The organism is Saccharothrix algeriensis (assembly GCF_016907655.1).
GTDB lineage: Bacteria > Actinomycetota > Actinomycetes > Mycobacteriales > Pseudonocardiaceae > Actinosynnema > Actinosynnema algeriense.
This window is the reverse complement of record NZ_JAFBCL010000001.1, coordinates 6,426,608-6,453,260: the sequence shown is the minus strand read 5'-3', so window position 1 is coordinate 6,453,260 and position 26,653 is coordinate 6,426,608. Positions and strand designations below refer to the sequence as shown.

Genomic DNA, 26,653 nt, shown 5'->3' with positions numbered 1-26,653 from the left:
AAGCTCCGCACCGAACAGTGGGCCAACACGGGCAGACCAACCGCACGTGGACCAACACGGGGCAGAGCAACCTCACAACCGGAACACCCCCGGGTGATCCCGCCGAGGAGGCCGATTGCCGAACCCCTCCCCGGCGGGATCACCGTCACGCACGTCACCGGCCACCCGACCGCGACCTCATCAGACCGGCCTGGCGCTCCACCGCCCCGCCGGACCGGCCTGGCGCTCCAGCACGGCCCTAGCGCTCCAGCACGGCGTCGCGCGGGTCGCCGCCCCGGCGGTCGGCGTCCTCGCCCGGACCGCCGATGTTGGGGCCGCGCGGGGGGATCCGGTCGTAGTCGGCCGGGGAGAGCCGGTGCACCTGGCCGCTGGCGATGCTCGACAGCAGCCCGTCCAGTCCGATGTGGACGGCCCGGGTCAGCAGGGCGCGGTGCTGCTGGCCCAGCGTCTGGGTCTGACCGCGGACCTCGAACAGCACGGCGCCGCTGCCGTTGAGCGCGAACGAGCCGAGCCCGGTGCCGGGCAGGTGGATGTCCTGCGGGTAGAGCGTGACGTTGCCGAAGACCGGGCGGTTCGCGGCGGCGGCCTGCAGGGCGTTGTGCACCGCGACGTTGAGCCGCTTCGAGTAGTCCAGGTCGTAGCGGTCCGCGTACTTCTCCAGCCCCGGGGTGGTCGCCGGGTCGTTGACGAACCGGCCCGACAGCGACAGGGTGACGAACTGCTCCGGGTCGTCGGGCATCACGTAGCAGGCGCCCTGGTGGTGCAGGTCGACGTAGGTGTCCACCTCGCCGAACTCGGCGGTGAGCCCGCGGTAGACGTCCCGGACGATGCGGGTCTCCGGCGAGAGGTACCAGCCCGGCAGCCCCGACGCGCCGGGCAGGTCCTCCTTGCGCGGCACGTAGTCCAGGTCCGGGTGGTAGTCGCGGTTGATGTCGAACCCCGGCTTCGCCGAGTAGTCGTCACCCTGCAGCGACCCGGTGTAGTAGTTCCACGCCGGCGGCGCCCCGCGCAGCTGCGGGAAGCGCGCGGTCACCTCCTGCCACGTCATGTCGTTGCCGCGGCGGTCGAGTTCGGCGGCGTCGGGGTTCATCTTGGGGATGGCGACGATGGTCAGCTCGCTGCGCCAGCGCTTCGCCTTGGCGCTGTCGCTGGTGCCGACCCAGTCCAGCAGGGTCAGCAGGGCGTCGGTCCCGGTCTTCTCGTTGCCGTGGATCTCGCTGGTCAGCAGCACGGCCTTGCGACCGGTGCCCACCCGGGCCGACCAGACCTCCCGACCGCGGTTGCTGCGGCCGAGCAGGTCGACCGCGACCTTGCCGCCGCTGACGCGCTCGATGCGGTCCAGCTCGACGCCGAGTTCGCGGTGGTCGGTGAACTGGTGGACGGGCAGGTCCCGCGGCGCTTCGCTGCAGGTGGCGGCGAGCGCGGTCGCGTCCGGCGCGGCGGACGCCGGCGCCGCGGTGGCGGCGCCGAGCAGGGCGAGGGCGCTGAACGCGATCAGCGCCCCGGGACGTCTGCGTACGGACATGTACGGCTCCTCGCGGATATGGTGGACGTCACAAGTTCCCGACCCTACTTAGTCGGGCGGCGGATCCGACCGCACTGCACCCGGTTGGCCGCGACCTCGACCGGGTGGCGACCCACCGCCACCGCGCGACCGACGACCGGCGGCCGATCCGGTGACGGCGGTGAACGCCCGGGAACGCTCCCGCCCGGTGGGGAGTGCCGCCGGGCGGGAGCCGCCACCCACCCGGCGGCACTCCCCCAACGGTCGCGCCCGGCCCGTGGGCCGAGCGGTCCCGGACCGGGCTCCGCGAGCCGGTCAGCCCATCACGGCGTCGAACATGCCGGGCTCGTAGGAACCGCCGGGGTTGCGCACGATCACGTTCACCCGGTTGGCCGCGTTGATCAGGGCGACCAGCGCGACCAGCGCGGCGACCTGGTCGTCGTCGTAGTGCTCGCGCACCTGCGCCCACGTCTCGTCGGACACGCCGCGGTGGGCGTCGGCGATCCGGGTGCCCTCCTCGGCCAACGCCAGCGCGGCCCGCTCGGCGTCGGTGAACACCGTGGCGTCGCGCCACGCCGCGACCAGGTGGAGCCGGACCGGGCTCTCCCCGGCCTTCGCGGCGTCCTTGGTGTGCATGTCGGTGCACAGGCCGCAGCCGTTGATCTGGCTGGCGCGCAGCGACACCAGCTCCTGCGTGGACTCCGGCAGGGACGACCGGCGGATCACCAGGCCGGCGTTGGCGAACCGCTTGGCGAACTTCATGGCGAGCTCATTGTCGAACAGGTTGATGCGGGCGCTCATGACTTCGTCCCCGTTCCTCGGTTGTGCGCTCTGCGCTGGACGACCACTGGATGCCGGCCGCGGTGTCGTTGTGACGGAAGGGAAGGTGACGCGCGCCACCCGGGCCATCGGGGCCCGGCGCCACCGCGGCGGGGAAACAACCGCCGGCCGTCCTGCTGTCACAGAACGGCGGCGCCCGGCGTCCGTTGGGTGGCGCAGTCCCGAGTGAACAGGAGCCACCCATGACCGGCACGTCGCGGACCACTCCCGACCCGCGCGGCGGGGGCGAGGGCGATTGCCCGGACCCCGCCACCGAAGCGTTCCTCACCCACCGCAACCTGCTGTTCACCGTCGCCTACGAGCTGCTGGGCTCGGCGGCCGACGCGGAGGACGTCCTCCAGGAGACCTGGCTGCGGTGGGTGGGCGTCGACCTCGCCGGCGTGCGGGACCGGCGCGCCTACCTGGTCCGGATCGCCGCCCGCCAGGCGCTGGGCCGGCTGCGGGCGCTCGGCCGCCGCAGGGAGTCCTACGTCGGTCCCTGGCTGCCCGAACCGCTGCTCACCGCGCCCGACGTGGCCGAGGACGTCGAGCTGGCCGACAGCGTGTCGATGGCGGTGCTGCTGGTGCTGGAGACCCTCGCGCCGACCGAGCGGGCGGTGTTCGTGCTGCGCGAGGTCTTCGCCCTGGCCTACGACGAGATCGCCGCGGCCGTCGACAAGAGCCCGGCCGCGGTCCGCCAGATCGCCCACCGGGCGCGGGCGCACGTCGCCGCGCGCCGGCCGCGCGGGGTCGTCTCCCCGGCCGAGGCCCGCACCGCGCTCGACGCGTTCCGGCTGGCGATCGAGACGGGCGACCTGCAGCGCCTGGTCGACGTCCTCGCCCCGGACGTCGTCCTGCTCGGCGACGGCGGCGGGGTCAAGCAGGCCGTGCTGCGGCCCGTCGTCGGCGCCGACCGGGTGGCCCGCCTGCTCGCCGCCGGGCTGCCCCGGATCCGCGCCGCGGTGTCGGTCGAGCCGGTGCAGGTCAACGGCGGCCCGGCGCTGCTGCTGCGGCTCGACGGGGAGGTCGACAGCGTCGTGGCGGTGCGGGTCGAGGGCGGTCTGGTCACCGGGCTCTACACCGTGCGCAACCCGGAGAAGCTCTCCCGCGTGGAGCGGGAGACCACCCTGCGGCGCTGAGGACGCGACCGGCGCCCTGTCCGGCTCCGCGCAGGAGGCGACGCTCCGCTCGATCCGCGGCTTCTTCGGCCGGGTGCTGACCTCCGACGGGCTCGCCGCGGAACTGGGGGGCTGAGCGGGGCCCGCCGACGAGGCGGGTCGTGGTGGGCCGGCCTCCCCGGCACGGCCTCGCGGCCGACCCACCACCCGTCAGACCGGGGTCGGCAGGTCCTCCTCCTCCACGACCTGGCGGACCTCGACCTCGACCTCGTCGAACAGCGCGGCGTAGCGCCGGGCGAACCCGACGGCCTCCGCGCGGTCCGCGGCGTTGATCAGCAGGAAGCCGCCGATCACCTCCTTGGCCTCGGTGAAGGGCCCGTCGCTGACCGTGGTCCCCGCGCCGCGGGCCTTGCGGACCCGGGCGCCCTTCCCCGAGGGGTGCACGCCCTCGGCGGTGATCAGGACACCCCGGTCGACCGCCTCGCGGACGAACTCCCCCATCCTCTCGACGAACTCGGGGCTGGGGTCCCACGCCTCCGAGGCGCGTTCGTCCAGCCGGTGCAGCACCAGGAACCGCATCGCCACTCCCTTGTCGTCCCGGGCCGGCGCCGGGTTTCCCCCGGCGCCGGCATCAGCCGTCACCCGAGCGTCGAACGACGGCGCCCGGATTCGACACCACCCCGGGAACTGTTCGACCGGGACCCCGGGCCCGACCGCGGTCGCGGTGCGCGCGCGGCCGTCCCCGCTACGATGTCGGCCTCGGGCGAAGGGGGCCGGGCGATGGGCCGATCACCGGGGGACGACCTGCTGGGCGTGCGGGCGACCGGCCACTACGGTCCACAGTGGACGGAAGTGCGCCGGCTCGTCGACCGGGCGGCGCGCGCGCACGCCCGGCGCCGGCTCGGCAGGGCGGAAGCGCTGCTCGACGCGGCGCACCGGGGGACCCTGGCGCCCGACGCGGACGCGGGAGGGCTCGACCTGCGCGCGCGGGCGCTGTGCAACCTCGCCGGGGTCGTGGCCGACCGCGGGCGGCCCGGGGAAGCCCTGGCGCTGTTCGAGCGGGCGCTCGCCGCCTGCGCCGAGGTCGAGCGGGCCGCCGGCGACGAGTACGGCACCGCCGCCGTCCGGTGCGCGGCGCTGGTCAACCGCGCGCAGACCCTGACCTCCCTCGGGCGGGCCCCGCAGGCGCTCGCCGACCTGGCCGCGGCCGAGCGGGCCGCCGGTGGGGCCGCCCACCCGCTGCTGTCGTTCCAGCTGCGCAACTCCCGGGGCAACGCCCTGCTCGCGGCCGAGCGCCTCGCCGAGGCCGAGGTCGAGTTCCGGCGGGCGCTGGACATCGCCCTCGACCGCGAGCCCCGGCTCGCCGGTGAAGCCTACGCGGGCCTCGCGGCCCTGGCCGCGCGCACCGGGGACCGGACCGGGGCCGAGGAGAACCTGCTGCTGGCGGGCGAACTGCGCGCGGCGGCCGGGGACGACCCCGCCGGCGTCGAGGAGGACCTGGCCCGGCTGGCCCTGCGCGCCGGCCGCGCGGCCGAGGCGGGGCAGCGCTTCACCGCCGCGCTGCGGCGGCACGAGCGGGCGGGCGACGTGGTGGGCGCGGCGCGCTGCCGGCTCGGCGCGGCGGCCGTCGCGCTGCGGCGGGCCCGCGTCCGCACCGCCGACCGGCTGCTGGCCGACGCGACCACCGCCCTGGAGCGCGCCGGGGACGTGCCGGTGCTCGTCGAGTGCCGCCTGCTGCGCGGCTACGTCTCCTCGGTCACCCGCGGCTGGGCCGACGGCGAGCGGCACTTCCTCGCCGCGCGGGAGCTGTGCGCGGGGTCCGGCGCGTGGCACCAGGCCGCGCGCGTCGACTTCCTGCGCGCCGACGTGGTGGCCTCCTCGGCCCGCGCGACCCTGCGGCGCGGGGAACGCGCGCGCCGGCGGGAGGCGGCGCTCGGCCTCGCGCTGCCGGCGGCGCTGGCGATCGAGGCTTTCGGCCACCGGTTCGCGCCCGGTCCCACCCGGGAGCGGTGGGCGGGCGTGGTGGCCGCCCCCGCGCTGGTCCTGGCCTTCGAGCTGATCACGGCGCTCGGCCGCAGCCGGCTGGCCTTCGAGCTGGTCGAGCACGCCTGCGCCGGGGTCGGTCCGGGCCCCGCGCCCGCGGCGGCGCGGGCCTGGCCGCTGGACGCCGTGCACGACCCGTTCGACCTCGCGCCGCCCGCGGCTCCGCACGCCCCGCCCGCCGACCCGGACCCGGCGTCGGCGTTCGGACCGCCGCCCCGGCTGCGGGTGGTCCCCTCCGGCGAGTCGGAACTCGCCGCCCACCTCGACGCGGCCGAGCGGCACTACCACCTCGCGGTCCGCGCGGCGGACGAGGTGCCGGCGTGGTGAAACCCGGCCGGGAGGGGTGCTCGGGGCGCCGAGCGGTCGCCGCGCCCCCCGGTCGGGCCGCGGCGGTCCCGGGCCGGCCACCCCGGGAGTCCCGGGTGTGCGAGGGGCCGCGGCCGGCGCAACCTCTGCGGTGAGCCGCGCCGCGCGGCCGGCGGGTCCGCCGTTCGTCCCGGGACCCGGACGATGGTAGGGCGACCGTTCGGGGTCTTTTCCGGTCGGCGCGGAGCAACCGCCCGGTCGGCCCCGTCGCGGTGCGGCCGAGCGGCCTTAGCCTGCCGTTGTCCGCAGGACGCACAGGAGGTGCGATGAGGACGGGATCCTGGTTGACGGTCGCGGCGGTGGCGGCCGGCGCGCTGGTGGGCGCCGCACCGACCGCGGTGGCCGAGGTGCTGGGCGCGGACGCGCCCGGTGCGATCGAGGGCAGTTACGTGGTGGTGCTCAAGGGGGAACGCGCGGCGGACGAGCTGGCGGCCCGGTACTCGGGCACGGTCGTCCACACGTTCTCCCACGTGTTCCCGGGGTTCTCGGCACGCATGGCGGCGCACGACGCGCGGCGGCTCGCCGCCGACCCGGCGGTGTCCTACGTGCAGCAGAACCAGCGGGTCAGGGTCGACGGCGAGCAGCGCGACCCGCCGTCGTGGGGGCTGGACCGGGTCGACCAGCAGCGGCTCCCGCTGGACGGCCTCTACCGGTACCCCGGCACGGCGTCGGACGTCACCGTGTACGTGGTCGACACCGGGGTCCGGGTCACCCACCGCGACTTCGGCGGGCGCGCGGTGTGGGGCACCAACACCGTGGACGACCAGGACGAGGACTGCCACGGGCACGGCACGCACGTCGCCGGCACCGCGGGCGGCTCGTCCTACGGCGTCGCCAAGGGCGTCCGGCTGGTCTCGGCGAAGGTGTTCGACTGCGCCGGCAACGGCAGCAGCGAGGACGTCGCCGAGGCGTTGGACTGGGTGGTGGCCCACCACGCGTCCGGCCCGGCCGTGGCGAACATGAGCCTGGGCGGCGACGCGCCGGACCGCGTGATCGAGGACGCCGTGCGGCGGACCGTCGCCAACGGCGTGGTGGCGGTGGTCGCGGCGGGCAACGAGTCCGACGACGCGTGCCGGCACTCGCCCTCGCGGGTGCGGGAGGCGTTGACCGTCGCGTCGTCGGACTGGAACGACCGGCGGTCCTACTTCTCCAACCATGGCAGCTGCGTGGACCTGTTCGCGCCCGGCGACGGCATCACGTCGGCCTACAACGGCAGCGACACGGACTCGGGCGACCTGTCGGGCACGTCCATGGCGACGCCGCACGTGGCCGGCGCGGCGGCGCTGCTGCTGTCCCGCACGCCCGCCCTGACACCTGCCCAGGTGGCGACCGCGTTGGCGGACAACGCCACCAAGGGCGTGGTGTCCGACCCCAGGGGCTCGCCCAACCGGCTCCTGGCGGTCGCCCGCGCGTACTGAGCGGGTCCGTCCGCCGCCCCCGGACCACCGACCTCGACCATGGTCGAGGTCGATCGGTCATCGCGTCGGGGGCGGCGGGCGGTCCGGTCGCCCGTCCACGCGCGGGAAGCCCGCCCCGGCGGTCCACCGCGCGCGTGGGCCCGCCCGCTCGCCGACGCCCGCGCCCCACCGCCGGCCCACGCGTGGTGGGCCGGCGGTGGGGCCGGAACCGTCAGGACTGCCGGAGCCGGTGCGACTCGATGGCCGCGATGACGCGCGGGCGCAGCTCGGCGGCCGGGATGACGGCGTCGACGGAGCCGACCTCGACGGCGCGCCGGATGTCGTGCACCCGGTCGAACTCGGCCGCCACCTCGCCGATCTTCTCCGCGCGGACCGCCGAGCGCAGCTCGTCCAGCGCCGCGGTCGCCACGCCGCGCTCGGCGCCGGAGGCCGCCGCGACGCGGGCCTCCAGCTCCTGCACGCGCGGGTCGGCCGCGGTGCGGGCGTCGACCTCGCCGGAGAACACCACCGCGGCGGCGGGCGCGCCGCCGAGCACCGAGGCGAACGAGCCCTCCAGCGCCAGCACGGTCATGTTCGGGTTCAGCGCCTTGGAGAACACCACGAACGCGCCGCCGTGGTAGCGGGAGATCACGCAGAACACGATGGGACCGCGGAAGTTCACGATCGCCCGGCCGATCTCCGCGCCGTACTCCAGCTGCAGCTTGCGCAGCGACTCCGGCGAGCCGTCGAAGCCCGACAGGTTCGCCAGCACCACCAGCGGCCGGTTGCCGCTGGCCGCGTTGATCGCCCGCGCGGCCTTCTTCGACGAGCGCGGGAACAGCGTGCCCGCGGAGTAGGTGTCCGGGCCGTCGGTGGGCGGGAACCCGCGCCGCGGCACCGACCGCGACTCGATGCCCAGCAGGCACACCGGCATCCCGCCCAGGTGCACGTCCTGCACCGCCGCGGTCTCTGCGTCGGCCATGCCCGCCCAGCGCTCCAGCACCGGGTGGTCCTGGTCGGACAGCGCCCGCATCACGGTCCGGATGTCGAACGGCTTCTTGCGGTCCGGGTTGGCCTCGGCGGAGAAGATCTCGCCGACCGTGGTGAAGTCGCTGCCCGCCAGGGAGTGCGGGAAGTCGGAGATGTCCCGGTCGACCGGGTCGCCGGTCCCCGTCCGCCGCGGCCCGTCCTCGCCCGGCTCGACGTAGGTGTGGTCGTAGTGCGACATCAGCACGTCCCGCGCCGCGGTCAGGTTCGGCGCCCAGTACTGCGCCTGCCCGTTCGGGCCCATCACCCGGTCGTAGCCGCCGATGCCGAAGTTGTCCTCGGCCGACACGCCGCCGGAGAAGTCCAGCGCCTGCTTGCCGGTGAGCACCATCGCCGAGTCCGGCGTCATCACCAGGACGCCCTTGGTGTGCATGAGCATCGTCGCCTCGGCGTTCCAGTACGGCTGCGCGCCGACGTTGATGCCGGTGACCACGATGTTGATCTCGCCGCCGTCCTGGGTGAACTCCACGATCCGCTTGAGCGCCGCGGCCACCCAGTCCATGTTCTCGGTGCCCGACCGCATGGAGATCCGGGCGCCGGAGGACAGCGCGTACCACTCCAGCGGCACCTGCATCCGCTCGGCCAGGTCCAGCGCGGCGATCACGCGGCGGCACTCCGGCTCGGACAGCGCGCCCAGCGACTTCGTCGGGTCGCCCAGCAGCACGACCCGGGTGACGCCCTGCGGGTGCCGCGCGGTCCGGGTGGTGACCACGCCCGCGACGATCGCCGCGGTGTTGCACCCCTTGGGCCGGTCGACCGGCACGAGCGCGTGGTCGTCGTCGAGGTCGTGCTCGGTGAACTCGCCGAGCAGGCCGGTCAGCTCGTAGGGGTAGACCGTGTTGCGACTGCTGGCGCGCAGCACCTTGAGCCGGTAGTCGTCCAGCGGCTCGACCGGGTCCGCCGAGGGCTCGCCGACGGTCAGCTGGGCGCCGCCGGTGGCGTCGAAGGTGGCCCGCACGGCGATCTTGACCAGCTCGCCGGTCTCGTGGTCGCGCTGCCGACCGATGAGCAGGATCTCCTCCAGCCCGGCGCCCGCCGTCGTCGGCAGCACCCGCCCGGCGATCATCTCCAGCTCCGCGCGGGTGAGGTCGCTGGGCGGCCAGACGTAGATCACGACCCGGTTGGTCGGGAAGCGCTTCTTCGACGGCCGCTGCGCCTGCGCGCGGCGGATCGAGTCCAGGCAGGCGGCCAGGGTGTCCTCCGCCGTCGGCAGCGAGACCAGCCGGCCGCCCTGCTCGCGCAGCTCGGTCAGGTCCCGCACCTGGGCGAACGCGACGAGGCGGTCGTCGGACGGGTTCTCCCGCGCCACGCACCGGAAGAGGTAGACCTCCTCGTCCGAGGACGGCAGGCGGGTGAGGTCGAACCGGCTCAGCCGCTCCATCTGCATCCGCTGCGCGATGTAGGGGTGCAGGCCGCGGATCAGCCGCTCCTCGGCCATCCCCGTGGTCGACGGGCGGAACGTGAAGTGGTGGTGCATCACCGCGCCGCGGCTGCCCGCGACCGTGGTGGTGAGCCGGAGGACCTGCTCGGGCAACGGGTGCGCGGTGACCACCTCGTGCAGCGCGGCGGCCATCGCGTCGGTGCCCTCCGGCTGGTTCTCCCACGCCAGGTAGATGTCGGCGTCGATGGTGTCCTCGCCGCCGGCCAGCTCCGCGAGCCCGCGCAGCGCGCTGCCCAGCGCGTCGAAGCCCACCGCGGTGGAGACCACGCACGAGCCCGCGCGCTCGGCCACCACGAACGTGCAGCCGGCGACCTCGCGGGTGCGCACGCCGGTGAGCCCCTTGTTGCCGTAGTACCGCCGGGTCAGCACCTCCAGCATGACCGCGTTGTCCCGGTGGCCGCGGACCAGCCGCCTGCCCAGCAGCCGCACCAGCGGCTCGGTGCTGCGCACCATCTCGGCGACGCGCTCGGCGCGGTCCGGCGCGTCCGGGTGCGCGTCGAGGTGGCGCAGGTGCTCGCGGACGTCGGCGTAGACGCGCGCGCGGTTGCGGCGCAGCAGGGGCTGGCCGAACCAGGCGAACACCAGGCTGCGGGCGAGGTCGGCCACCACGGGGAAGCGGATCTGGGTCGCGGCCACCAGCCGCTCCAGCGCCAGGCCCGCGGGCTCGCGCAGCGTCTCGTCCGGCGGCGGCTCGCCCAGCCACGCGGTCAGCAGCGAGGTGATGACCGCAGCGTCGGCGGAGGCGCGCTGCTGGGCCAGGAAGATCCGGAACACCGCGGCCTCCAGCGCGGGCGTGCGCTCCAGGTCGGTGACCCCGTAGTGGCCCAGCGCCGTGGCGAGCTTGGCCTGGAACGACTCCGGCAGCCCGGCCCGCTCGACGTCGAGGCTCTGCAGGTAGGTGTGGAAGTGCTCGCGGGCGCTGTGCACGTGGGCTCCGCCGCCGCTGTCCACCTCGTTGCCGGTCGGCCGGTTGCGGCTCAGCTCGGCGAGGTCGGCGAACACGGTGACCAGGTCCAGCTCCTCGGTCAGCGGCCGGTGGCCCGCCGCGCCGTCCGCCCGGCGCGCGAGGAGGTAGTCCTGCAGCACCCGGCCCTCGTCGTGCGGGTCCACGTCGAAGCCCAGCAGCAGGGCGCGCAGGTCCTCCCGGCCGCGCGCGGCGCGCTCCCGCGCCGGCGCCTCCCCGGCCGCGGCCGGCAGGTCCAGCTCGACGGCGCCGGCGGTGGCGGTGGCGGCGGCCTCGGCGCCGCCCAGCGGCTCCAGCCGCAGCAGCGGCGCGCCGGTCTCCACCTGGCTGCCCACGGACACGGCGCACTCCTTCAGGCGCGCCTTGAACGGCGCGCGCAGCACCGTCTCCATCTTCATGCTCTCCAGCACCAGCACCGGCGCGCCCGCCTCGACCTCCGCGCCGACCTCCAGCGGCGTGGCGACGACCAGCGCGGGCATCGGCGACCGGACGACACCGCCCTCGTCGCGGCTGACCCGGTGCGCCACGCCGTCCACCTCGATCAGGTGGATCGGCCCGTGGGTGCCGGTGAGCAGCCGGAACCGGGCGCCGTTGACGGCGATCTGCCCGGTGTGGCGGTCGAAGCGCTCCAGCTCGACGTCGGCGGTGCGCACGTCGTCGCCCGCTTCGACGCCCACCCGGAACCGGTCCGCGCCGACCCGCGCGACGCGCACCCGGTAGCCGACGCCGCGCAGCTTGAGGTCCAGCGGCCGGCCGCTCTTGTGCTGCACCTGCGGGCGACCGCCGAACGCCGTCGACAGCAGCCGCTGCCGCTCGACGCGCTCCTCCTCCTCGTAGGCTTCGATGGCCGCCGCCGCCAGCGCCACGGCGGAGTGCCGGTGCGAGACGAGCCCGCCCTGGGCGCGGACGCGGTCGATCCAGCCGGTGTCGGCGCTGCCGTCGACCACCTCGGGCCGGTCGAGCAGGTCGAGCACGAAGCTCTTGTTCGTCGCGCCGCCCTCGATGATCACCGTGGTCTGCGCCACCGCCCGGCGCAGCCTGCCCAGCGCCTCGTCGCGGTCGCGGCCGTAGGCGATGATCTTCGCGATCATCGAGTCGAAGTCGGCGGGGATGGTGTCGCCCTCGCTGACACCGGTGTCCACGCGGATGCCCGGCCCGGCGGGCAGGTCCAGCCGCGCGATGCGGCCCGGGGAGGGCGTGAAGTCGCGGTCGGGGTCCTCGGCGTTGAGCCGGGCCTCGATGGCGTGCCCGCGCTCCTGCGGCGGCGCGCCGACCAGCCGGTTGCCGGAGGCCACCCACAGCTGCGCCTTGACCAGGTCGAACCCGGTGGTGGCCTCGGTGATCGGGTGCTCCACCTGCAGGCGGGTGTTGACCTCCAGGAACGCGAACAGCCGGTCGCCGGGGTGGTAGAGGAACTCGACGGTCGCCGCGCCGCGGTAGCCGACCGCGACGGCCAGCCGCTCGGCCGACGCCTTCAGCTCGGCCACCTGCTCGGGGCCGAGCACCGGCGAGGCCGACTCCTCGATGATCTTCTGGTTGCGCCGCTGCACCGAGCAGTCGCGCACGCCCAGCGCCCACGCCGTGCCCTCGCCGTCGGCGATCACCTGGACCTCGACGTGCCGCGCGCCGGTGACCAGGCGCTCCAGGAACACGACGCCGCTGCCGAACGCCCGCGCCGCCTCCTGGCTGGTGCGCTCGTAGGCGTCGACCAGCTCCGCGTCGTCGTTGATCACGCGGATGCCGCGCCCGCCGCCGCCCGCGGTCGCCTTGAGCATCAGCGGGTAGCCGATCCCGGCCGCCGCCTCCAGGGCCGCGTCCAGGGTGTCGACCGCGCCGCGACTCCACGGCGCGACCGGCACGCCGACCTCCTCGGCGATCAGCTTCGCGCCGATCTTGTCGCCGAGCTTGCGCATGGCGTCCGGGCTCGGGCCGATGAAGGTGACCCCGATCTGCTCGCACAGCTCCGCGAACGCCGGGTCCTCCGCGACGAAGCCCCAGCCGACCCACGCGGCGTCCGCCCCGGTCGACACCAGGGCGCGCTCCAGCGCCTTCAGGTCCAGGTAAGGGCGCGCGGACGCGGGACCGAGGTCGTAGGCGACGTCGGCCTCGCGCACGAACGTGGCGGCGCGGTCGACGTCGGTGTGCAGGGCGACGGTTTCGATGCGCGTCGCGGTCTCCGCGGCCAGCTCCCGGACGGCGTGGATGAGCCGCATGGCGGCCTCACCGCGGTTGACGATGGCAATTCGGCTGAACACCGGACCGGGTCCCTCTTCTTCCTAGGCGTCAAGTCTGCAAGTCTGTGGAGCGGGCTGGGCGGTCGCCCGTCGCGGCGGTCCGCGCGGCGCCCGGCCGCGCGCCCGACCTCGGCGCGGTCGTCGGCACGGTCGTCGACGCGCGGGACCGGGCCCGCGCACCCCACCGGGGTGCCGCGCAGGCGGCGCGAAAACAGTACTTCAGCGACGGCCGGGCAGTGGTGGCCGACGCGCCGCGCGCAGGCGGACGGCCGCGGCCGGCCGGGAGCCCGGCAGGGCTCTCGACGCCATCGGGTCCGGAACGCCGGTGAGCGTGGTAACCGTCATACCTATCATCGTGGATGAGTCGCGCAGCGATCCGCAAGGCGCTGTCGTACAAATAAACGTCAAAATTATTGTCCCGTTCAGCGCGTCCAGCCGGGCACATCGGTGTTTTCGCTGCTCAGAGCGGGTGCGCCGGGCCCGCGACCGATCAGGTGATCAGCGTCGCACGCACCGCCGACCAGGCAGTCCACCCCTGTTGTCGCAGGTCACGCGCCGAAAGACCCGGACCGTTGTGCCCATCCACTACGACACTTTCCGGTACTGGAATTACCCCCTGCCGCATTCGAGGGGATGCCACTGACGGGCATTTCGACCCGGGCATTCCAAGACAGCACGACTGCATACCACGCCCGACCCAGCCCCGCACACCGTCGGTGATCACGCCGTCACCATCGGCACAACCCCGGACACACCGCAACAGAGCACGACCCCCACCGCCGGCCCTTTTCTTTTCGCTTTCGGCTTTCCGGCACGCCCCGTGCAGACCGGTCGCCTCGTGTTCTCCCCGTATGGCCTGCCCGGAGGGCTACCATGCTTTCTTGGGGGGTACAAGCACGCTTTTCGCTTGCACCCCCCAAGAAAGCATGGTTGTCTTTGACAGGTCATGCGGGGGGAACACGACCGCTCTTGCTTTTCCTTCTCCTTGGCGGCCTGCCTGTCCGGCGAGGACTCTTTTGGTTTTTGATCTCAGATCGGTACGGCACCAAATATTTCCTGGATCGGTGCGCGACCTAAGTATGAAGAGCGGCCGGGAGGCCCCCAAGGAGGAGGGAAGTGCGTCGTGTTCTCCCCGTACGGCCTGCCGGAGGCAATCATGCCGAGCTGGGGGTGTCAAGCGGTGAAGCGTGCTTGACACCCCCAGCTCGGCATGATTGGGCTGCGCCCAGGCCGTACGGGGAGAACACGAGGCACACGGCTGCGCTGAACAGCGCCGCCGCGCGGAGCGCGGCCTGCGGTTCGAGCTGAAGCGCCGCCGCGCGGAGCGCGACCGAGGCGAGAGCTGAAGCGCCGCGTGTGGAGTGGCCTCCAGGTGAGGGCAAGTGAAGACGGGCCGCGCAAATCGGGTAAAACCCTCGCCCGAACGCAGCAAGCCGGGTCGGCGGCGGCGATCGGCTCGGGACCGGCTCCGGAGTTGTGCGGTCGGTCACCGTTCTGCGCTCGCGTGTGCCCCGTTCGGCCGTGCCGAACGGGGTGGAATGGGTGTTACGCTCGCCCGGCTCCACAACCGAATACCTCTGCCCGTGATGGGGAAGCCGGTCGGAATCCGGCACTGTCGCGCAACCGTGGGTCGCCGTGCGGCGACGAGTCGGATCGCCACGCGGGCGGATGACTGTCCAACCACTGTCGCGAATCACAGGGGTGACGTTCCGACATGCGGTGTCGATCCGTCCTTCGCGCGGCGAACGGCGGGACGGCCCGTCGCCGTGGGGCCCTCCGATCGCTCGCCGCGCTGTCCGCCGTGCTGCCGCTGTCCGCCGCGCTGCTGCTGGGCGGCGCCCCCGGCCTCGGCTCCGTCGGTCTCGGCTCCGTCGGCCTCGGTCCGGGCGTCGCCGTCGCGGGTGACCGGTCGGCGGCCGACGCCACCGCGCGGTGGCTCGCGGCCCGGTTGTCGCCCGAGGGCACCTACGAGAACCCGCTGGGCGGGGAGCTGCCCGACCACGGCCTGATGATCGACGCGCTGTTCGCGATGCACGCCTCGGACGACGCCGCGCTCGCCGCGCCGATCGTCGACCACCTCGACGGCGGGGGCCACGCCAGCGACTACTTCACCTGGGACGGGCTGGTCCCCGGCCAGGGCTACGACGCGATCATCGTCGGCGGCGCGGCGGCGAAGGTGCTGGTGGCGGCCGAGGTCTCGGGGCGGGACCCGCGGTCCTTCGACGGCTACGACATGGTGGCCGAGACCGAGGCCGCGATCCGCCGCTCCGGCCCGGACAAGGGGCGGGTCAGCGACTACTCGAAGAACCCGGACTTCGCCGACTTCGTCAGCAACAACGCCAACGTCTTCGGCCAGGCCCTCGCGGTGATCGGGCTGGCCGCGGTCGGGCGCAACGACCCGCTGGCGATCGACACGCTGCTGACCCAGCAGTGCTCCGAGGGCTTCTTCCGGATCTTCTTCGAGTACATCCCCACCGACGAGGTCGGCGAGCACGTCACGCCCACCGGCCACAAGGTGTCGACCTGCGACGAGGGCAAGGCGTTCGACAAGTCCTCGCCCGACGGCGACACCACGGGCCTGGCGCTGTCGGCGATGACCGCCGCGCGCGAAGCGGGCGCGGGCGGGCTGGACGAGCCGATCTCGCGCGCGGTCGGCTGGCTGCGGGCCGCGCAGGACCCGACGGGCGGCTGGGGCGGCGGGGTGGGCACCGAGGGGCCCAACACCAACAGCACCGGGCTGGTCGTGCAGGCGCTGGCCGCCGCGGGCGGCGCGGGCGCCGAGGTCGGGCGCGGGGTGGCCTTCCTGCGGTCGGCGCAGGTGACCGAGGCGGACGCGGGGACGGCGCTGGCCGGCGACCTCGGCGCGATCGCCTACGACCCCGCCCAGTACCGGGCGGCCCGCACCACCGGCATCGTCGGCGTGGACACCTGGATCCGGTCCGGGGCGCAGGCGTCGCTGGGGCTGGCCCGGGTCCCCTTCCACGACCTCGCCCGGCGCCGCGTCCCCCCGGACGAGCCGCCCGCGACACCGCCGCCCACCACCGACCCACCCGCCACCGACCCACCCGCCGGCGCCGCCCCGCCGCCGGCCGCCCCGCCCGTCCACCGGCCCGGGAACCCCGCCCCGCCACCGGGCTCGTCGCGCGGGGTCCCGGTGACGCCGCCGACGACGTCCGCCGAGCCCGGCACGGCGACGCCGGCGGGCCGCCTCGGGGCGCACCTGGCGGGCCGGCTGGTCGGCGGCGACCACGTGGAGGTCGCGCAGGACGGCACGACGTTCGTGGACTACGACGCCACCGCCGACGTGGTGCTGGCGCTGCGCACGCTGGGCGAGCAGGACGAGGCGGTCCAGCGCGCGACGCGGTTCCTGCTCCAACCGGCTTCCGTCGACGCCTACGCGCGTGGCGTGCCCTACGAGCAGGGCGCCGCCGCCTACGCCGAGCCGCTGGCCAAGCTGCTGCTGATCGCCCGGTTCGACCAGGCGGAGCACGCCGACCCGGTCGGCGGAGCGGACGGGCCCGAAGGGCGGGAGGGGCGGGCGGCGCTGGTCGACCGGATCTCGGCCGACCTCGCCGCGCTGCGCACCGCCGACGGCCGGTTCGCCGACACGGGCTCGTTCGCCGACTCCGACGAGTCCGTGCGGCGGCAGGCGTGGCTGATCGCCGCCACCGTCGCGGGGTCGAGCGCGGACGACGCTGCCCCGGCGGTCGACCGGCTGGTCCGCGCGCGGTGCGCGGACGGGTTGTTCCCGGTCGACCTGGGCGGCGGCGAGTGCGCCGCGGGCGACGTCGCCGCGACCGCCGCCGCCGTCACCGCCCTGAACCTGCGCCCGCGCGACGGCGCCGCGGCCGGCCGTGCCGTGCCCGGCGACTGGTCGCCCGAGCGGGCGGCGGCGCTGGTGGGCGCGGTGCGGGCGCTCGACGGGGTGACGGGCGAGGACGGGGTGGTGGTCGACGGCGACGGCGACGCCGACATCGCCCGCAGCTCGGCGGTCGCGGCGGCCCGGCAGGCGGTGGGCCTGGACGTGGGCGCCACGGCCCGCGCGCTGGGCGCCCTGCTGCTGCCGGACGGCGGCGTGCCGGGGCCCGGCAGCGCTCCCGGAACCGGGGACGTGCCCGACAACGCGGCCTTGCCCGACGCCGAAGACGTGACCGGAGCCGGGAACCGGGCGGTCGACGGCGGATCGGACCTGGCCGCCGGAGTCGCCGCCGCGCCGGGCGTGGCCGGGAGGTCGTGGATCGACGCCGACGGCTCACCGGTCGCCGCCGCCGTGCGCCTTCCCCTGCACGAACAGGGGAAAGACCCCGCAACCGCCCCGCAGGTCGTGACCGGAGCGCGCGCCGTGACCGGTGTGGGCGCCGCGCCGGTGTGGGCGCTGGCCGCGCTGGGCGCGGTCGGGGTGGCCGGGTCGCTCGTCCTGCTGGTCCGCCGCGTGAAGACGCGCAAGAACAACACCATGGGGGTAACGCCGTGAGACGAGTCCTGTCCGTCCTGTCCACCCTGGCCCTGTCGCTGACCGTCGCCGCGGCCGTCGGGCCGTCGGCCGCGGCGGTCGACCCGACCAAGGGCTACGACGGGGTCTGCGCCGGCGACGACGCGCTGACCGGCGTCACCGTCGTGATCGACTTCCAGGAGCTCGACGGCAACGGCGGCGTCGCCGCGCCGACGATCACCAGGTGCTCCCCCAACGCCGACCCGGGCACGCAGCGCACCGGCATCAAGGCGTTGCAGGACGCGGGCATCGCGGTCGCGGGCACGGTGCGCTGGGGGCTGAACTTCGTGTGCCGCCTGGAGAACCGCCCGTCGTCCACCGAGACCATCCCGCGCACCACCAGCCCGACCTACAAGGAGGCGTGCGTGGTCACGCCGCCGACCGACGCGTACTGGAGCTACTGGCACGCCGACGGGTCGGGCACCACGTGGACCTACGGCAGCTACGGCGCCCTCGCCCGCAACGTGACCCCGGGCGGGTTCGAGGGCTGGTCGTTCTCGCTGAACAAGACCGCGGGCACCAACCCCGTGCCCGGCGTGACGCCCAACAACCCGGCGGTCGGCCCGAACACCCCCACGGTGAGCCTGTCGGTCGACGACCTCGACCGCAGGATCACCCTGGGCCAGAGCACGTCGCTGACCTGGACGTCGACCAACTCCACCGCGGTCACCGCGCACTCGGTGTCGCCCGCCACCGGCGGCGGCGGCTGGTCGGGCGCGCTGGCCACCAGCGGCACGCAGGTGATCACGCCGACCGCCACGGGCACCTACACCTACACGATCAGCGCCACCGGCTCGACCGGCACCGTCTACTCGACGGCGACGCTGACGGTCCTGTGAGCCGTCCGATGAGCCGGCTCGCCACCCGCGCGGCGGGCGCCGCGGCCACCGCCGCGCTGGTGGTCGCCGCCGCGCCCGGCGCCCACGCCGTCGACCACGGCAAGGGGCTGCCCGGGTTCTGCCCGTCCGACGCGGGCGTCACCGTCGTGGTCGACTTCCAGCAGCTGGGCGGCACCACCCTGGTGCGCTGCTACCCGCAGGGCGCCGGCGGCACCGGCCTGGACGCGCTCAAGGGCGCGGGGTTCCAGATCGCGGGGGTCCAGCGGTGGGGCGAGGCGTTCGTCTGCCGCGTCGAGAACCGGCCCTCCGCCGTCGAGCGGCTGCCCGTCGAGGGCGACGAGGACTACCGGGAGTCCTGCCTCGACACGCCGCCGGCCGCCGGGTACTGGTCGTACTGGCACGCGGGCAACAACTGCGCCTGGGAGTACAGCCAGTGGGGCGTGAAGAACCGCGCCTTCGTCCCCGGCGGGTTCGAGGGCTGGTCGTTCTCGCTCAACGCCGACGCCGCCGCGAACCCGGCGCCCCGGATCGCGGCGGTCCGGCCCGGCACGCAGGACCGGCCGTGCGTCGCGCCCGAGGAGGGCGCGCCGGAGTCGGGCGACGTCGACGAGCAGCAGCCCCTCCTGCGGCAGAACCCCGCGGAGCGCCCGCGGCCGGAGCAGCAGGCGCCGCCGCCGACCGCGGTCGCCGGTGACCCGGGCGCGGACCCGACCGGCACGGCCGCGCTGCCGCCGCCGAAGCCGCGGGCGAGCGCCGTCGCGAAGCCACCGGCGCCGGACCCGCGGCACAACGTGGCGTTCGACGGCGGGCAGGGCGCCCCGGACGTCGACGAGGTGATCAGGGAGCAGTCGGGGGCGAGCGACCTCGCGCCGTGGGCGGCGGCCGGGGCGCTGGTCCTGCTGGCCGCGGCGACCGCGCTGACCGCGCGCAGGCGCAGGCGCGCGCGGGACTCCTAGCGTGCGGGCGGCGTACTTCCTGCCGCGCGACCTGCACCCGGCCGCGTGGTGGGTGTGGGCGCTGGGCCTGGCAGTGGCCGCAAGCCGCACCACGAACCCGTGGCTGCTGCTGGCGGTCCTGCTCGTCGTGTGCCACGTCGTGGTGGCCCGCCGCGCCGACGCGCCGTGGGCGATGGCGTTCCGGATGTACCTGGTGCTGGCCGGGTTCATCGTGTGCCTGCGGGTGTTCTTCCGGGTGGTGTTCGGCGGGGCCGAGGGGTCGACGGTCCTGGTGCGGCTGCCGGAGATCCCGCTGCCCGAGTGGGCGGCGGGCATCCGGCTGCTGGGCGCGGTGTCGGCGGAGTCGCTGCTGGGCGGGCTGTACGACGGGCTCCGGCTGGCGGCGGTGGTGGTGTGCCTGGGCGCGGCCAACGCCCTGGCCAACCCCAAGCGGCTGCTCAAGGCCGTGCCGCCCGCGCTGTACGAGGTGGGGACGGCGGTCGTGGTCGCGCTGTCGGTGTTCCCGCAGCTGGCGGAGAGCGTGCTGCGGGTGCGGCGGGCCAGGCGGCTGCGGGGCGGGGGCGGGCGGTCGCGGGCGCTGCGCGCGGTCGTGGTGCCCGTGCTGGCGGACGCGCTGGACCGCTCGCTGCGGCTGGCCGCGTCCATGGACTCGCGGGGGTACGGCCGGTCCGCGCTGGTCGACGCCCGGCGGCGGGCGGGCACCGGCGCGCTGATGATCGCCGGGCTGGTCGGGGTGTGCGTGGGCGTGTACGCCACGCTCGACGGCTCCACGCCGCGGTTCCTCGCCGGCCCGGTGCTCGCGGCCGGCACGGCCGTCGGCCTGGCGGGCTTCCACCTGGCCGGTCGCCGCGTCCGGCGCACGCGCTACCGCCCCGACCGCTGGCGCGCCCCGGAGCTGGTGGTCGCGGCGAGCGGCGCCGGGGTGGCGGCGGTGCTGTTCGCGACGTCCGCGGTGGACCCCACCGACCTCAACCCGTCGCTGACCACCCTGTCCTGGCCGCTGCTGTCGTGGGTCCCGCTGGCGGGCGTGCTGCTCGGGGTGCTGCCCGCGTTCCTGTCCCCGCCGCCCGCCGCCGCGACCGCGGGCCACGACGCCGCCGAGGTGCCCGCGTGATCGAGTGGAACCAGGTCACCTTCCGCTACCACGGGCAGCCCGACCCGGTGCTGGCCGAGGTGGACCTGGCCGTCGGCGAGGGCGAGCTGGTGCTGGTGGCCGGTCGGACCGGCGCGGGCAAGTCCACCCTGCTGGGCACGGTGAACGGCCTGGTGCCGCACTTCACCGGCGGCCACCTCGACGGCGCGGTCGCCGTGGCGGGCGCGCTGACCCGCCACCACCCGCCGCGGGAGTTCGCGCACCTGGTCGGCGTCGTGGGGCAGGACCCCCTGGCCGGTTTCGTCACCGACACCGTGGAGGAGGAGCTGGCCTACGGCATGGAGCAGCTCGGCCTCGCCCCGCAGGTCATGCGGCGGCGCGTGGAGGAGGCGCTGGACCTGCTGGGGATCGCGGAGCTGCGCCACCGCGCCCTGCGCAGCCTGTCCGGCGGGCAGCAGCAGCGGGTCGCCATCGGGTCGGTGCTGACCGCCCACCCGAAGGTCCTGGTGCTGGACGAGCCGACCTCCGCGCTCGACCCCACCGCCGCGGAGGACGTGCTGGCGACGCTGGCCCGCCTCGTGCAGGACCTCGGCACGACCGTGCTGGTGGCGGAGCACCGCATGGAGCGGGTGGTCCCGTTCGCCGACCGGATGCTGTACGTGCCCGGTGGCGGGTCCGTGGTGGACGGCCTCCCGGCGGACGTCCTGCGCGACACCCCCGTCGCGCCGCCGATCGTGGAGCTGGGCAGGCTCGCCGGCTGGCGGCCGCTGCCGCTGTCGGTGCGCGACGCGCGCCGGCTCGCCGGTCCCCTGCGCGACGCGCTCGGCGACCCGCCGCCCCGGCCGGCGCCGGGGGGCGAGACCGTGCTCGCCTGCTCGGGCGTGCTGGTGCGCTACGGCTCGACGGTGGCGGTGCGCGGGGTGGACCTCGACCTGCCCGCGGGCGGGGTGCTGGCCCTGATGGGCCGCAACGGTTCGGGGAAGTCGTCGCTGCTGTGGGCGTTGCAGGGGTCGGGCCCGCGCCAGGGCGGCGCGGTGCGGGTCGGCGGCGAGGACCCGAGGTCGCTGCCCGCCGCGCAGGCCCGCGGGCTCGTCGGGCTGGTCCCGCAGACGGCGGGCGACCTGCTCTACCTGGAGACCGTCGCCGAGGAGTGCGCCGCCGCCGACGCCGAGTCCGGCGCGGCGCCGGGGACCTGCCGGCGGCTGCTGGACCGGCTCGCGCCGGGGCTCGACGCCGGGCGGCACCCCCGCGACCTGTCCGAGGGCCAGCGCCTGGCCCTCGTGCTGGCCGTGCAGCTGACCGCCGCGCCGCGCGTGGTGCTGCTCGACGAGCCGACCCGGGGGCTGGACTACACCGCGAAGGCCGCGCTGGCGCGGGTGGTCGGCGCGCTGGCGGCCGAGGGGCGGGCGGTGGTCGTCGCCACCCACGACGTCGAGTTCGTCGCGACCGTCGCGGACCGCGTCGCGGTCATGGCCGAGGGCGAGGTCGTGTCCGACGGGCCGGTCGCCGAGGTGCTGGGCGGCTCCCCCGCGTTCGCGCCCCAGGTCGCCAAGGTGCTGGGCCCGGACTGGCTGACGGTGGACGACGTGCGCGCAGCGCGGACCGGGGCGGCGCGGTGAAGCGGGACCGGGGCGGCGCGGTGGGCGGGGAACGGGACGGCGCGGCGAGCCGGGTGCCCGACAGCGCGGCGCGGCGGGACGAGGGCGGCACGGCGCGGCGGGTGCCCGACGGCACGGCGCGGCGGGACCGGGGTGGCGCGGCGCGGCGGGGGCCGGCCGGCTCGGGCCGGGTGGTGCGGATCGGGCCGCGGTCGGCGGTCGTGCTCGCGCTCGCCTCGGCCGCCGGGCTGATGATGTTCGCCTGGCCGCTGCTGACGCGCGTGCAGCCCCAGTCGGTGCAGCACGGCGCCGACGCGCCGTTCGTCTTCATCGCCATCCTGCCGGTGCTGATCGCCGTCGTGCTGGCCGAGCTGTCCGAGGGCGGCATGGACGCCAAGGCGCTGGCGCTGCTGGGGGTGCTCTCCGCGGTCAACGCGGCGCTGCGCCCGCTGGGCGCGGGCATCGCGGGCATCGAGACGGTGTTCTTCGTGCTGGTGCTGGCGGGGCGGGTGTTCGGGGCCGGGTTCGGGTTCGTGCTCGGCTGCACCTCGCTGTTCGCCTCGGCGCTGCTGACCGCCGGGGTCGGCCCCTGGCTGCCGTTCCAGATGCTGTGCTCGGCGTGGATCGGGATGGGCGCGGGCCTGCTGCCCCGGAGGGTCGCCGGCCGGGCCGAGATCGCCGTGCTGGTCGGTTACGGCGTCGTCGTGGCCTACCTGTTCGGGTTCCTGATGAACCTGTGGTTCTGGCCGTTCATCACCGGGGCCGAGGTCCCGTACCACGACGGCCACATCTCCTACGTGCCCGGCGACCCGCTGCCGGAGAACCTGCACCGGTTCGCCGTCTTCACGCTGCTGACCTCCACCGCCGGGTGGGACACCGGCCGCGCGATCACGAACGCGGTCGCGATCCTCGTGCTGGGCCCGGCCGTGCTGTCGACGCTGCGCCGCGCCTCCCGCAGGGCCTCGCACGGCGTGCTGCCCACCTTCGGTGACACCGAAGCGCCGGGGCGGCTCCCCCGCTGACATCGCGGCCGGTGGGAGCGCCGAGGCGGGTCCGGGCGGGACCGCTTGCGGCGGCGGGGTCCGGAAGCGGCCGGCGGCGCGGGCCCCGATCGGCGAAGCTGGTCGACGTGGACGCCGACCAGCGCAGGTTGTTCGACCGGACCGCCCGGCACGCCGCCGACTTCCTGGCCGGCCTGGGCTCGCGGCCGGTGGCCCCGACCGCGAGCCTGGCCCGCCTGCGGGAGGTCTTCGGCCGCCCGCTGCCCGAGGACGGCCTCGACGCCGAGCGCGTGGTCGACGAGCTGGTGCGGGACACCGCGGACGGCCTGCTGGGCAGCGCCGGCGGGCGGTTCTTCGGCTGGGTCGTCGGCGGCGGCGTGCCGGCCGCGCTCGCCGCGGACTGGCTGACCGCGACCTGGGACCAGAACGCCGCGCTGCACGCGGCGGGACCGGCCGTGGCGGTGGTCGAGGAGGTGGCCGGCGCGTGGCTCAAGGAGCTGCTGGGGCTGCCCGCCGAGGCGTCCTTCGGGTTCACCACGGGCGCGCAGTCGGCGCACCTGACCGCGCTGGCCGCCGCGCGCCACCGGCTGCTGGCCGACCGGGGGTGGGACGTGGAGCGGCGGGGCCTCGCCGGCGCGCCCGCGGTGCGGGTGCTGACCTCCGGGTGGCAGCACGCCTCGATCGAGCGCGCGATGCGGCTGCTCGGCCTGGGCGCCGACCAGCTGCGCGGCGTGGGCTCCGGCCCCGGCGGGCTCATCGACCTGGCGGCGCTGGAGCGGGAACTCGCGGCCTGCGACGCCCCGGCGGTGGTGTGCCTGCAGGCGGGCGAGATCAACACCGGGCTGTTCGACCCGTTCGGCGAAGCCTGCGCGCTGGCGGCGGCCCGGGGCGCGTGGGTGCACGTCGACGGCGCGTTCGGGTTGTGGGCGGGGGTGAGCGAGCGGCACGGGCACCTGCTGGCCGGGGTCGACCGCGCGGACTCGTGGACCACCGACGGCCACAAGTGGCTCAACGTGCCGTTCGACTGCGGCCTGGTGTTCGTGCGGCACCCGGCCGCGCACCGCGGCGCGATGTCGACCAAGGCGAGCTACCTGGTGCACACCGAGGACGAAGCCGGTGGCGCGCCCGCCCGCGACCAGCTGGACTGGACCCCCGAGTGGTCCCGCCGCGCCCGCGCGGTGCCGGTCTACGCGGCGATCCGCTCGCTGGGGCGGCGGGGCATCGCGGCGCTGGTCGACCGCTGCGTGGACCACGCGCACCGGCTGGTGGCCGGGATCGGCGCGCTGCCCGGCGTCGAGGTGCTGTCCCCGCCGGTGATCAACCAGGGCTTGGTGCGGTTCCTGGCCGAGGACGGTGACCACGACGCGCACACCGACCGGGTCATCGGCCGCGTCCAGCGCGGCGGCGAGGCGTGGTTCGGCGGCACCACCTGGAACGGCGTGCGGGCCATGCGGATCTCCGTGGTCAACTGGCGCACCGACGACCACGACGTCGACCGCGCCGTCGCCGCCGTCCGCGCCGCCCTCTCGGGCTGAGCCCCGCGCACCGGCGAGGGGCGCAGGCGGCACGACATGCCCTCCGGCAGGAGGCGGCGACCCTCCACTGAGGACCGTCCCGGCTCTGTCCGACGACCGCGCGGCCGGTGGTCCACTGTGGACCACCGGCCGCGCACGCCTTGGCAGCGGCGATTCCCCCTGCCGAGCGGTCAGCCGCGGTCGAGGCCCGCTACCGGCTCCGGCGTCACCTGCGACGGGGCGGCGGGCAGCGGTCCGGCCGCGCCGGCCACCGGGACCGGGCCGTCGACCGGCAGGGTGACGAACGTCTTCGCCAGGTCGAGCGTGATCCTCGGCGGCTGCGCCGGGGCCGACACGAAGCCGCGGTCGGTGCCGCCGATGACCAGCGCGAGCTGGTGGCCCTTCGGCACCACCCAGTCCGTGCTGGCCAGCCGGAACGTCATCGTGTACGGCCGGCCGGGCGTCAGCCGCTCCTCCCGGCTCAGCGACGCGTGGTTGGCCAGGTCCGCCCAGCCCCGGCTGAGGATGTGCAGCCCGACCGGCTTGGCGGCGGTGGCGGTGTCCTTGTAGCAGGCGTCGTCGCCGGCGGTGCTCGCACCCCAGCAGGACTCGGTGACACCGGTCCGGATGCCCTCGCCGGCGGCCGAGTAGTCGCGGATGGTCGCCGGGCCGTAGTCCACGAGCACCGCCGAGATCCGCGCGGTCGACGTGCTGGGCGTCGCGGTGACGGTCACCGCGGCGGTGCCGGACACGTGCAGGTCGCGCGCCAGCGGGCCGGTCGTGTAGAGCACGCGCGAACCCGAGGGGCGCGTCGGCTCCGCCGCCCAGTTCGCCTCGCCCTGCCGGGGGTCGTCGGTGAACGCGGCCCGGCCCGGCGCCGCCGGGCCGGAGGTCAGCGTCCCCAGGCCGGCCGCGGCTCCGGCCACCGGCCGCAGCGCGACGCCCCGGCTGCCCGCCGCGGGCCACGCGCCCTGGTCGACCCACACGTCCGGCTGCCGCTCGACGCTGACCCGCGGCGCGGCCCCGACGCCGTTGTCGAGGCCCAGCAGGTAGTGGTCGAACCACTGGTGCAGGGCGGCCACCCACTCGGCGCGCCGGAAGTCGAACGGGTCGACGTGGCCGGTCTGCGAGAGCCACAGCCGCCGGTCGACGCCGGTCGGCTCCAGCGCGCTCCACCACTGCCCGAAGTGGATCGACTTGACGTTGAGGTCGTTGACGCCGTGCACGGCGAACACGCTGGCCTTCACGTTGCCCGCCTTGGCCGCGTAGTCCCGCTGCTCCCAGCCGGGCGAGTGGTCGCCGTTGGCGGGGAAGGACCGGGTCAGCCCCCGGATGGCCGCCGAGCAGTCCTGCCCCAAGTTGCCCCCGGCGACGGTCCTGGCCAGCTGCTCGGGCGAACCGCCGCCGCCCACGGCCCCGTCGGTGCGGTAGTAGTCGTACCAGCTGGAGATCGCCGCGATGGGCACGATGGTCCTCAGCCCCGCGACGCCGGTCGCCGCGACGCCGTTGGCGATCGTGCCGTCGTAGGACTTGCCGATCATGCCGACGGCCCCCGTGGTCCAGCCCGCGCTCACGGCGCTGCCGCCGGTGGCCTGCGAGTAGCCGGTGGCGCGCCCGTTGAGCCAGTCGACCACGGCCTTGGCCGAACCGATGTCCGACGGCCCGCCGACGTCGACGCACCCGCGCGACCGGTTCGTCCCGGCGACGTCGACCAGCACGACGGCGTACCCGCGCGGCACGAAGTAGTTGTCGTAGAACAGCGGGAAGCGGACCGGGCGGCCGGCGGCGTCGTAGGTCTTGAGCTCCCGCTCGTTGCCCCGCCCGCAGCACGCGTTGTAGGGGCTGGCGTTCATGATCACCGGCACCCGGACGCCGCGGTCGGCGGCCTCCGCGGGCCGCACGACGTCGGCGGCCACCCGGTCGGAGCGGCCGTCGCCGTCGCCGTCGCGCCCAATGTCGACCCACACCGTTTCCCTGATGGCGGAAGCGAAGTCGTACACCGGCTCGCTGCGAGCGGGCCCGGCCGCCGCGCCGGCCGGGCCCGGCGCCACGACGCCCGCCAGCACGACCGCCGCCGCGAACGCGTTGACCACACCTAAGCGCATGTCCCTGCCTCCTCGATGTGAGCCCTCGCGTTCGAGCTTGGGGGAAAGCCGCGGCGCGCAGTAGGGCGGAAAGTACGGAGCCGACCGGTCGGCGCGGCGGGCCGGTGGGCCGAGTGGCCGCG

15 protein-coding genes and 1 riboswitch are annotated in these 26,653 nt (G+C 75.6%); of the genes, 10 read left to right on the top strand and 5 right to left on the bottom strand.

From position 1 onward, the window contains the following. Positions 1–238: 238 nt before the first annotated feature. Both JOE68_RS28995 and JOE68_RS28990 read right to left on the bottom strand, forming a co-directional pair. On the bottom strand, positions 239–1,525 hold the full coding sequence (locus JOE68_RS28995; protein ID WP_204845549.1) for a M14 family zinc carboxypeptidase: 1,287 nt from the start codon (positions 1,523–1,525) through the stop codon (positions 239–241). 294 nt (positions 1,526–1,819) lie between these two features. Further along, positions 1,820–2,305: a carboxymuconolactone decarboxylase family protein gene (locus JOE68_RS28990; protein ID WP_204845548.1), complete on the bottom strand. Its 486-nt coding sequence runs from the start codon at positions 2,303–2,305 to the stop codon at positions 1,820–1,822. Positions 2,306–2,526: 221 nt separating this feature from the next. On the opposite strand from JOE68_RS28990, the gene JOE68_RS28985 reads away from it, so the two are divergent. Beyond that, positions 2,527–3,462 carry an RNA polymerase sigma-70 factor gene (locus JOE68_RS28985; RefSeq protein WP_204845547.1) on the top strand — a complete coding sequence of 312 codons (936 nt, stop codon included), beginning with the start codon at positions 2,527–2,529 and terminating at the stop codon, positions 3,460–3,462. 189 nt (positions 3,463–3,651) lie between these two features. On the opposite strand, the gene JOE68_RS28980 is transcribed toward JOE68_RS28985, so the two are convergent. After that, positions 3,652–4,020, bottom strand: a complete 369-nt coding sequence (locus JOE68_RS28980) for a YciI family protein (protein ID WP_204845546.1) — start codon at positions 4,018–4,020, stop codon at positions 3,652–3,654. Between the two features lie 201 nt (positions 4,021–4,221). Between JOE68_RS28980 and JOE68_RS28975 the strand changes: the two genes are divergently transcribed. Then, on the top strand, positions 4,222–5,811 hold the full coding sequence (locus tag JOE68_RS28975) for a hypothetical protein (protein WP_204845545.1): 1,590 nt from the start codon (positions 4,222–4,224) through the stop codon (positions 5,809–5,811). Between the two features lie 305 nt (positions 5,812–6,116). Further along, positions 6,117–7,268, top strand: a complete 1,152-nt coding sequence (locus JOE68_RS28970) for a S8 family peptidase (RefSeq protein WP_204845544.1) — start codon at positions 6,117–6,119, stop codon at positions 7,266–7,268. A 211-nt stretch (positions 7,269–7,479) separates the two neighbouring features. Here the strand turns inward: JOE68_RS28970 and JOE68_RS28965 are convergent, their stop codons facing one another. After that, the gene (locus JOE68_RS28965; protein WP_204845543.1) at positions 7,480–12,954 is read right to left on the bottom strand and encodes an ATP-binding protein; all 5,475 of its coding nucleotides are present in this window, start codon (positions 12,952–12,954) and stop codon (positions 7,480–7,482) included. A gap of 1,542 nt (positions 12,955–14,496) precedes the next feature. After that, a riboswitch (adenosylcobalamin (AdoCbl) riboswitch) is annotated at positions 14,497–14,642 on the top strand. Positions 14,643–14,734: 92 nt separating this feature from the next. Here JOE68_RS28965 and JOE68_RS28960 point away from each other — a divergent pair. From JOE68_RS28960 to JOE68_RS28930, 7 genes are all read left to right on the top strand, one after another. Further along, complete coding sequence (locus tag JOE68_RS28960) at positions 14,735–17,407, top strand: hypothetical protein (RefSeq protein WP_307819963.1); 2,673 nt, start codon at positions 14,735–14,737, stop codon at positions 17,405–17,407. Beyond that, positions 17,404–18,264 carry an ABC transporter substrate-binding protein gene (locus JOE68_RS28955; protein WP_239562387.1) on the top strand — a complete coding sequence of 287 codons (861 nt, stop codon included), beginning with the start codon at positions 17,404–17,406 and terminating at the stop codon, positions 18,262–18,264. The genes JOE68_RS28960 and JOE68_RS28955 overlap by 4 nt, the downstream gene beginning before the upstream one ends. Positions 18,265–18,272: 8 nt before the next feature. Beyond that, positions 18,273–19,220, top strand: coding sequence for an ABC transporter substrate-binding protein (locus JOE68_RS28950; protein ID WP_204845541.1), 948 nt, complete (start codon positions 18,273–18,275; stop codon positions 19,218–19,220). 1 nt (position 19,221) lies between these two features. Next, a complete protein-coding gene (locus JOE68_RS28945) occupies positions 19,222–20,334 on the top strand; it encodes a CbiQ family ECF transporter T component (protein ID WP_204845540.1) in 1,113 nt (370 codons plus the stop codon). Further along, complete coding sequence (locus JOE68_RS28940; protein ID WP_204845539.1) at positions 20,331–21,932, top strand: ABC transporter ATP-binding protein; 1,602 nt, start codon at positions 20,331–20,333, stop codon at positions 21,930–21,932. The genes JOE68_RS28945 and JOE68_RS28940 overlap by 4 nt, the downstream gene beginning before the upstream one ends. 170 nt (positions 21,933–22,102) lie before the next feature. Beyond that, positions 22,103–22,933 (top strand): ECF transporter S component family protein, encoded by an 831-nt coding sequence (locus tag JOE68_RS28935; RefSeq protein ID WP_307820050.1) that lies wholly within the window; start codon positions 22,103–22,105, stop codon positions 22,931–22,933. 107 nt (positions 22,934–23,040) lie between these two features. Then, positions 23,041–24,447, top strand: coding sequence for a pyridoxal-dependent decarboxylase (locus JOE68_RS28930; protein WP_307819961.1), 1,407 nt, complete (start codon positions 23,041–23,043; stop codon positions 24,445–24,447). A gap of 170 nt (positions 24,448–24,617) precedes the next feature. Here JOE68_RS28930 and JOE68_RS28925 read toward each other — a convergent pair whose 3' ends face one another. Then, positions 24,618–26,531: a Xaa-Pro dipeptidyl-peptidase gene (locus JOE68_RS28925; RefSeq protein WP_204845538.1), complete on the bottom strand. Its 1,914-nt coding sequence runs from the start codon at positions 26,529–26,531 to the stop codon at positions 24,618–24,620. Positions 26,532–26,653 lie beyond the last annotated feature (122 nt).

What these genes read in the sequence shown, in the direction of transcription:
- JOE68_RS28995 (WP_204845549.1), bottom strand. Translation starts at nt 1,525, where the DNA reads ATGTCCGTACGCAGACGTCCCGGGGCGCTGATCGCGTTCAGCGCCCTC.
- JOE68_RS28990 (WP_204845548.1), bottom strand. Translation starts at nt 2,305, where the DNA reads ATGAGCGCCCGCATCAACCTGTTCGACAATGAGCTCGCCATGAAGTTC.
- JOE68_RS28985 (WP_204845547.1), top strand. Translation starts at nt 2,527, where the DNA reads ATGACCGGCACGTCGCGGACCACTCCCGACCCGCGCGGCGGGGGCGAG.
- JOE68_RS28980 (WP_204845546.1), bottom strand. Translation starts at nt 4,020, where the DNA reads ATGCGGTTCCTGGTGCTGCACCGGCTGGACGAACGCGCCTCGGAGGCG.
- JOE68_RS28975 (WP_204845545.1), top strand. Translation starts at nt 4,222, where the DNA reads ATGGGCCGATCACCGGGGGACGACCTGCTGGGCGTGCGGGCGACCGGC.
- JOE68_RS28970 (WP_204845544.1), top strand. Translation starts at nt 6,117, where the DNA reads ATGAGGACGGGATCCTGGTTGACGGTCGCGGCGGTGGCGGCCGGCGCG.
- JOE68_RS28950 (WP_204845541.1), top strand. Translation starts at nt 18,273, where the DNA reads ATGAGCCGGCTCGCCACCCGCGCGGCGGGCGCCGCGGCCACCGCCGCG.
- JOE68_RS28925 (WP_204845538.1), bottom strand. Translation starts at nt 26,531, where the DNA reads ATGCGCTTAGGTGTGGTCAACGCGTTCGCGGCGGCGGTCGTGCTGGCG.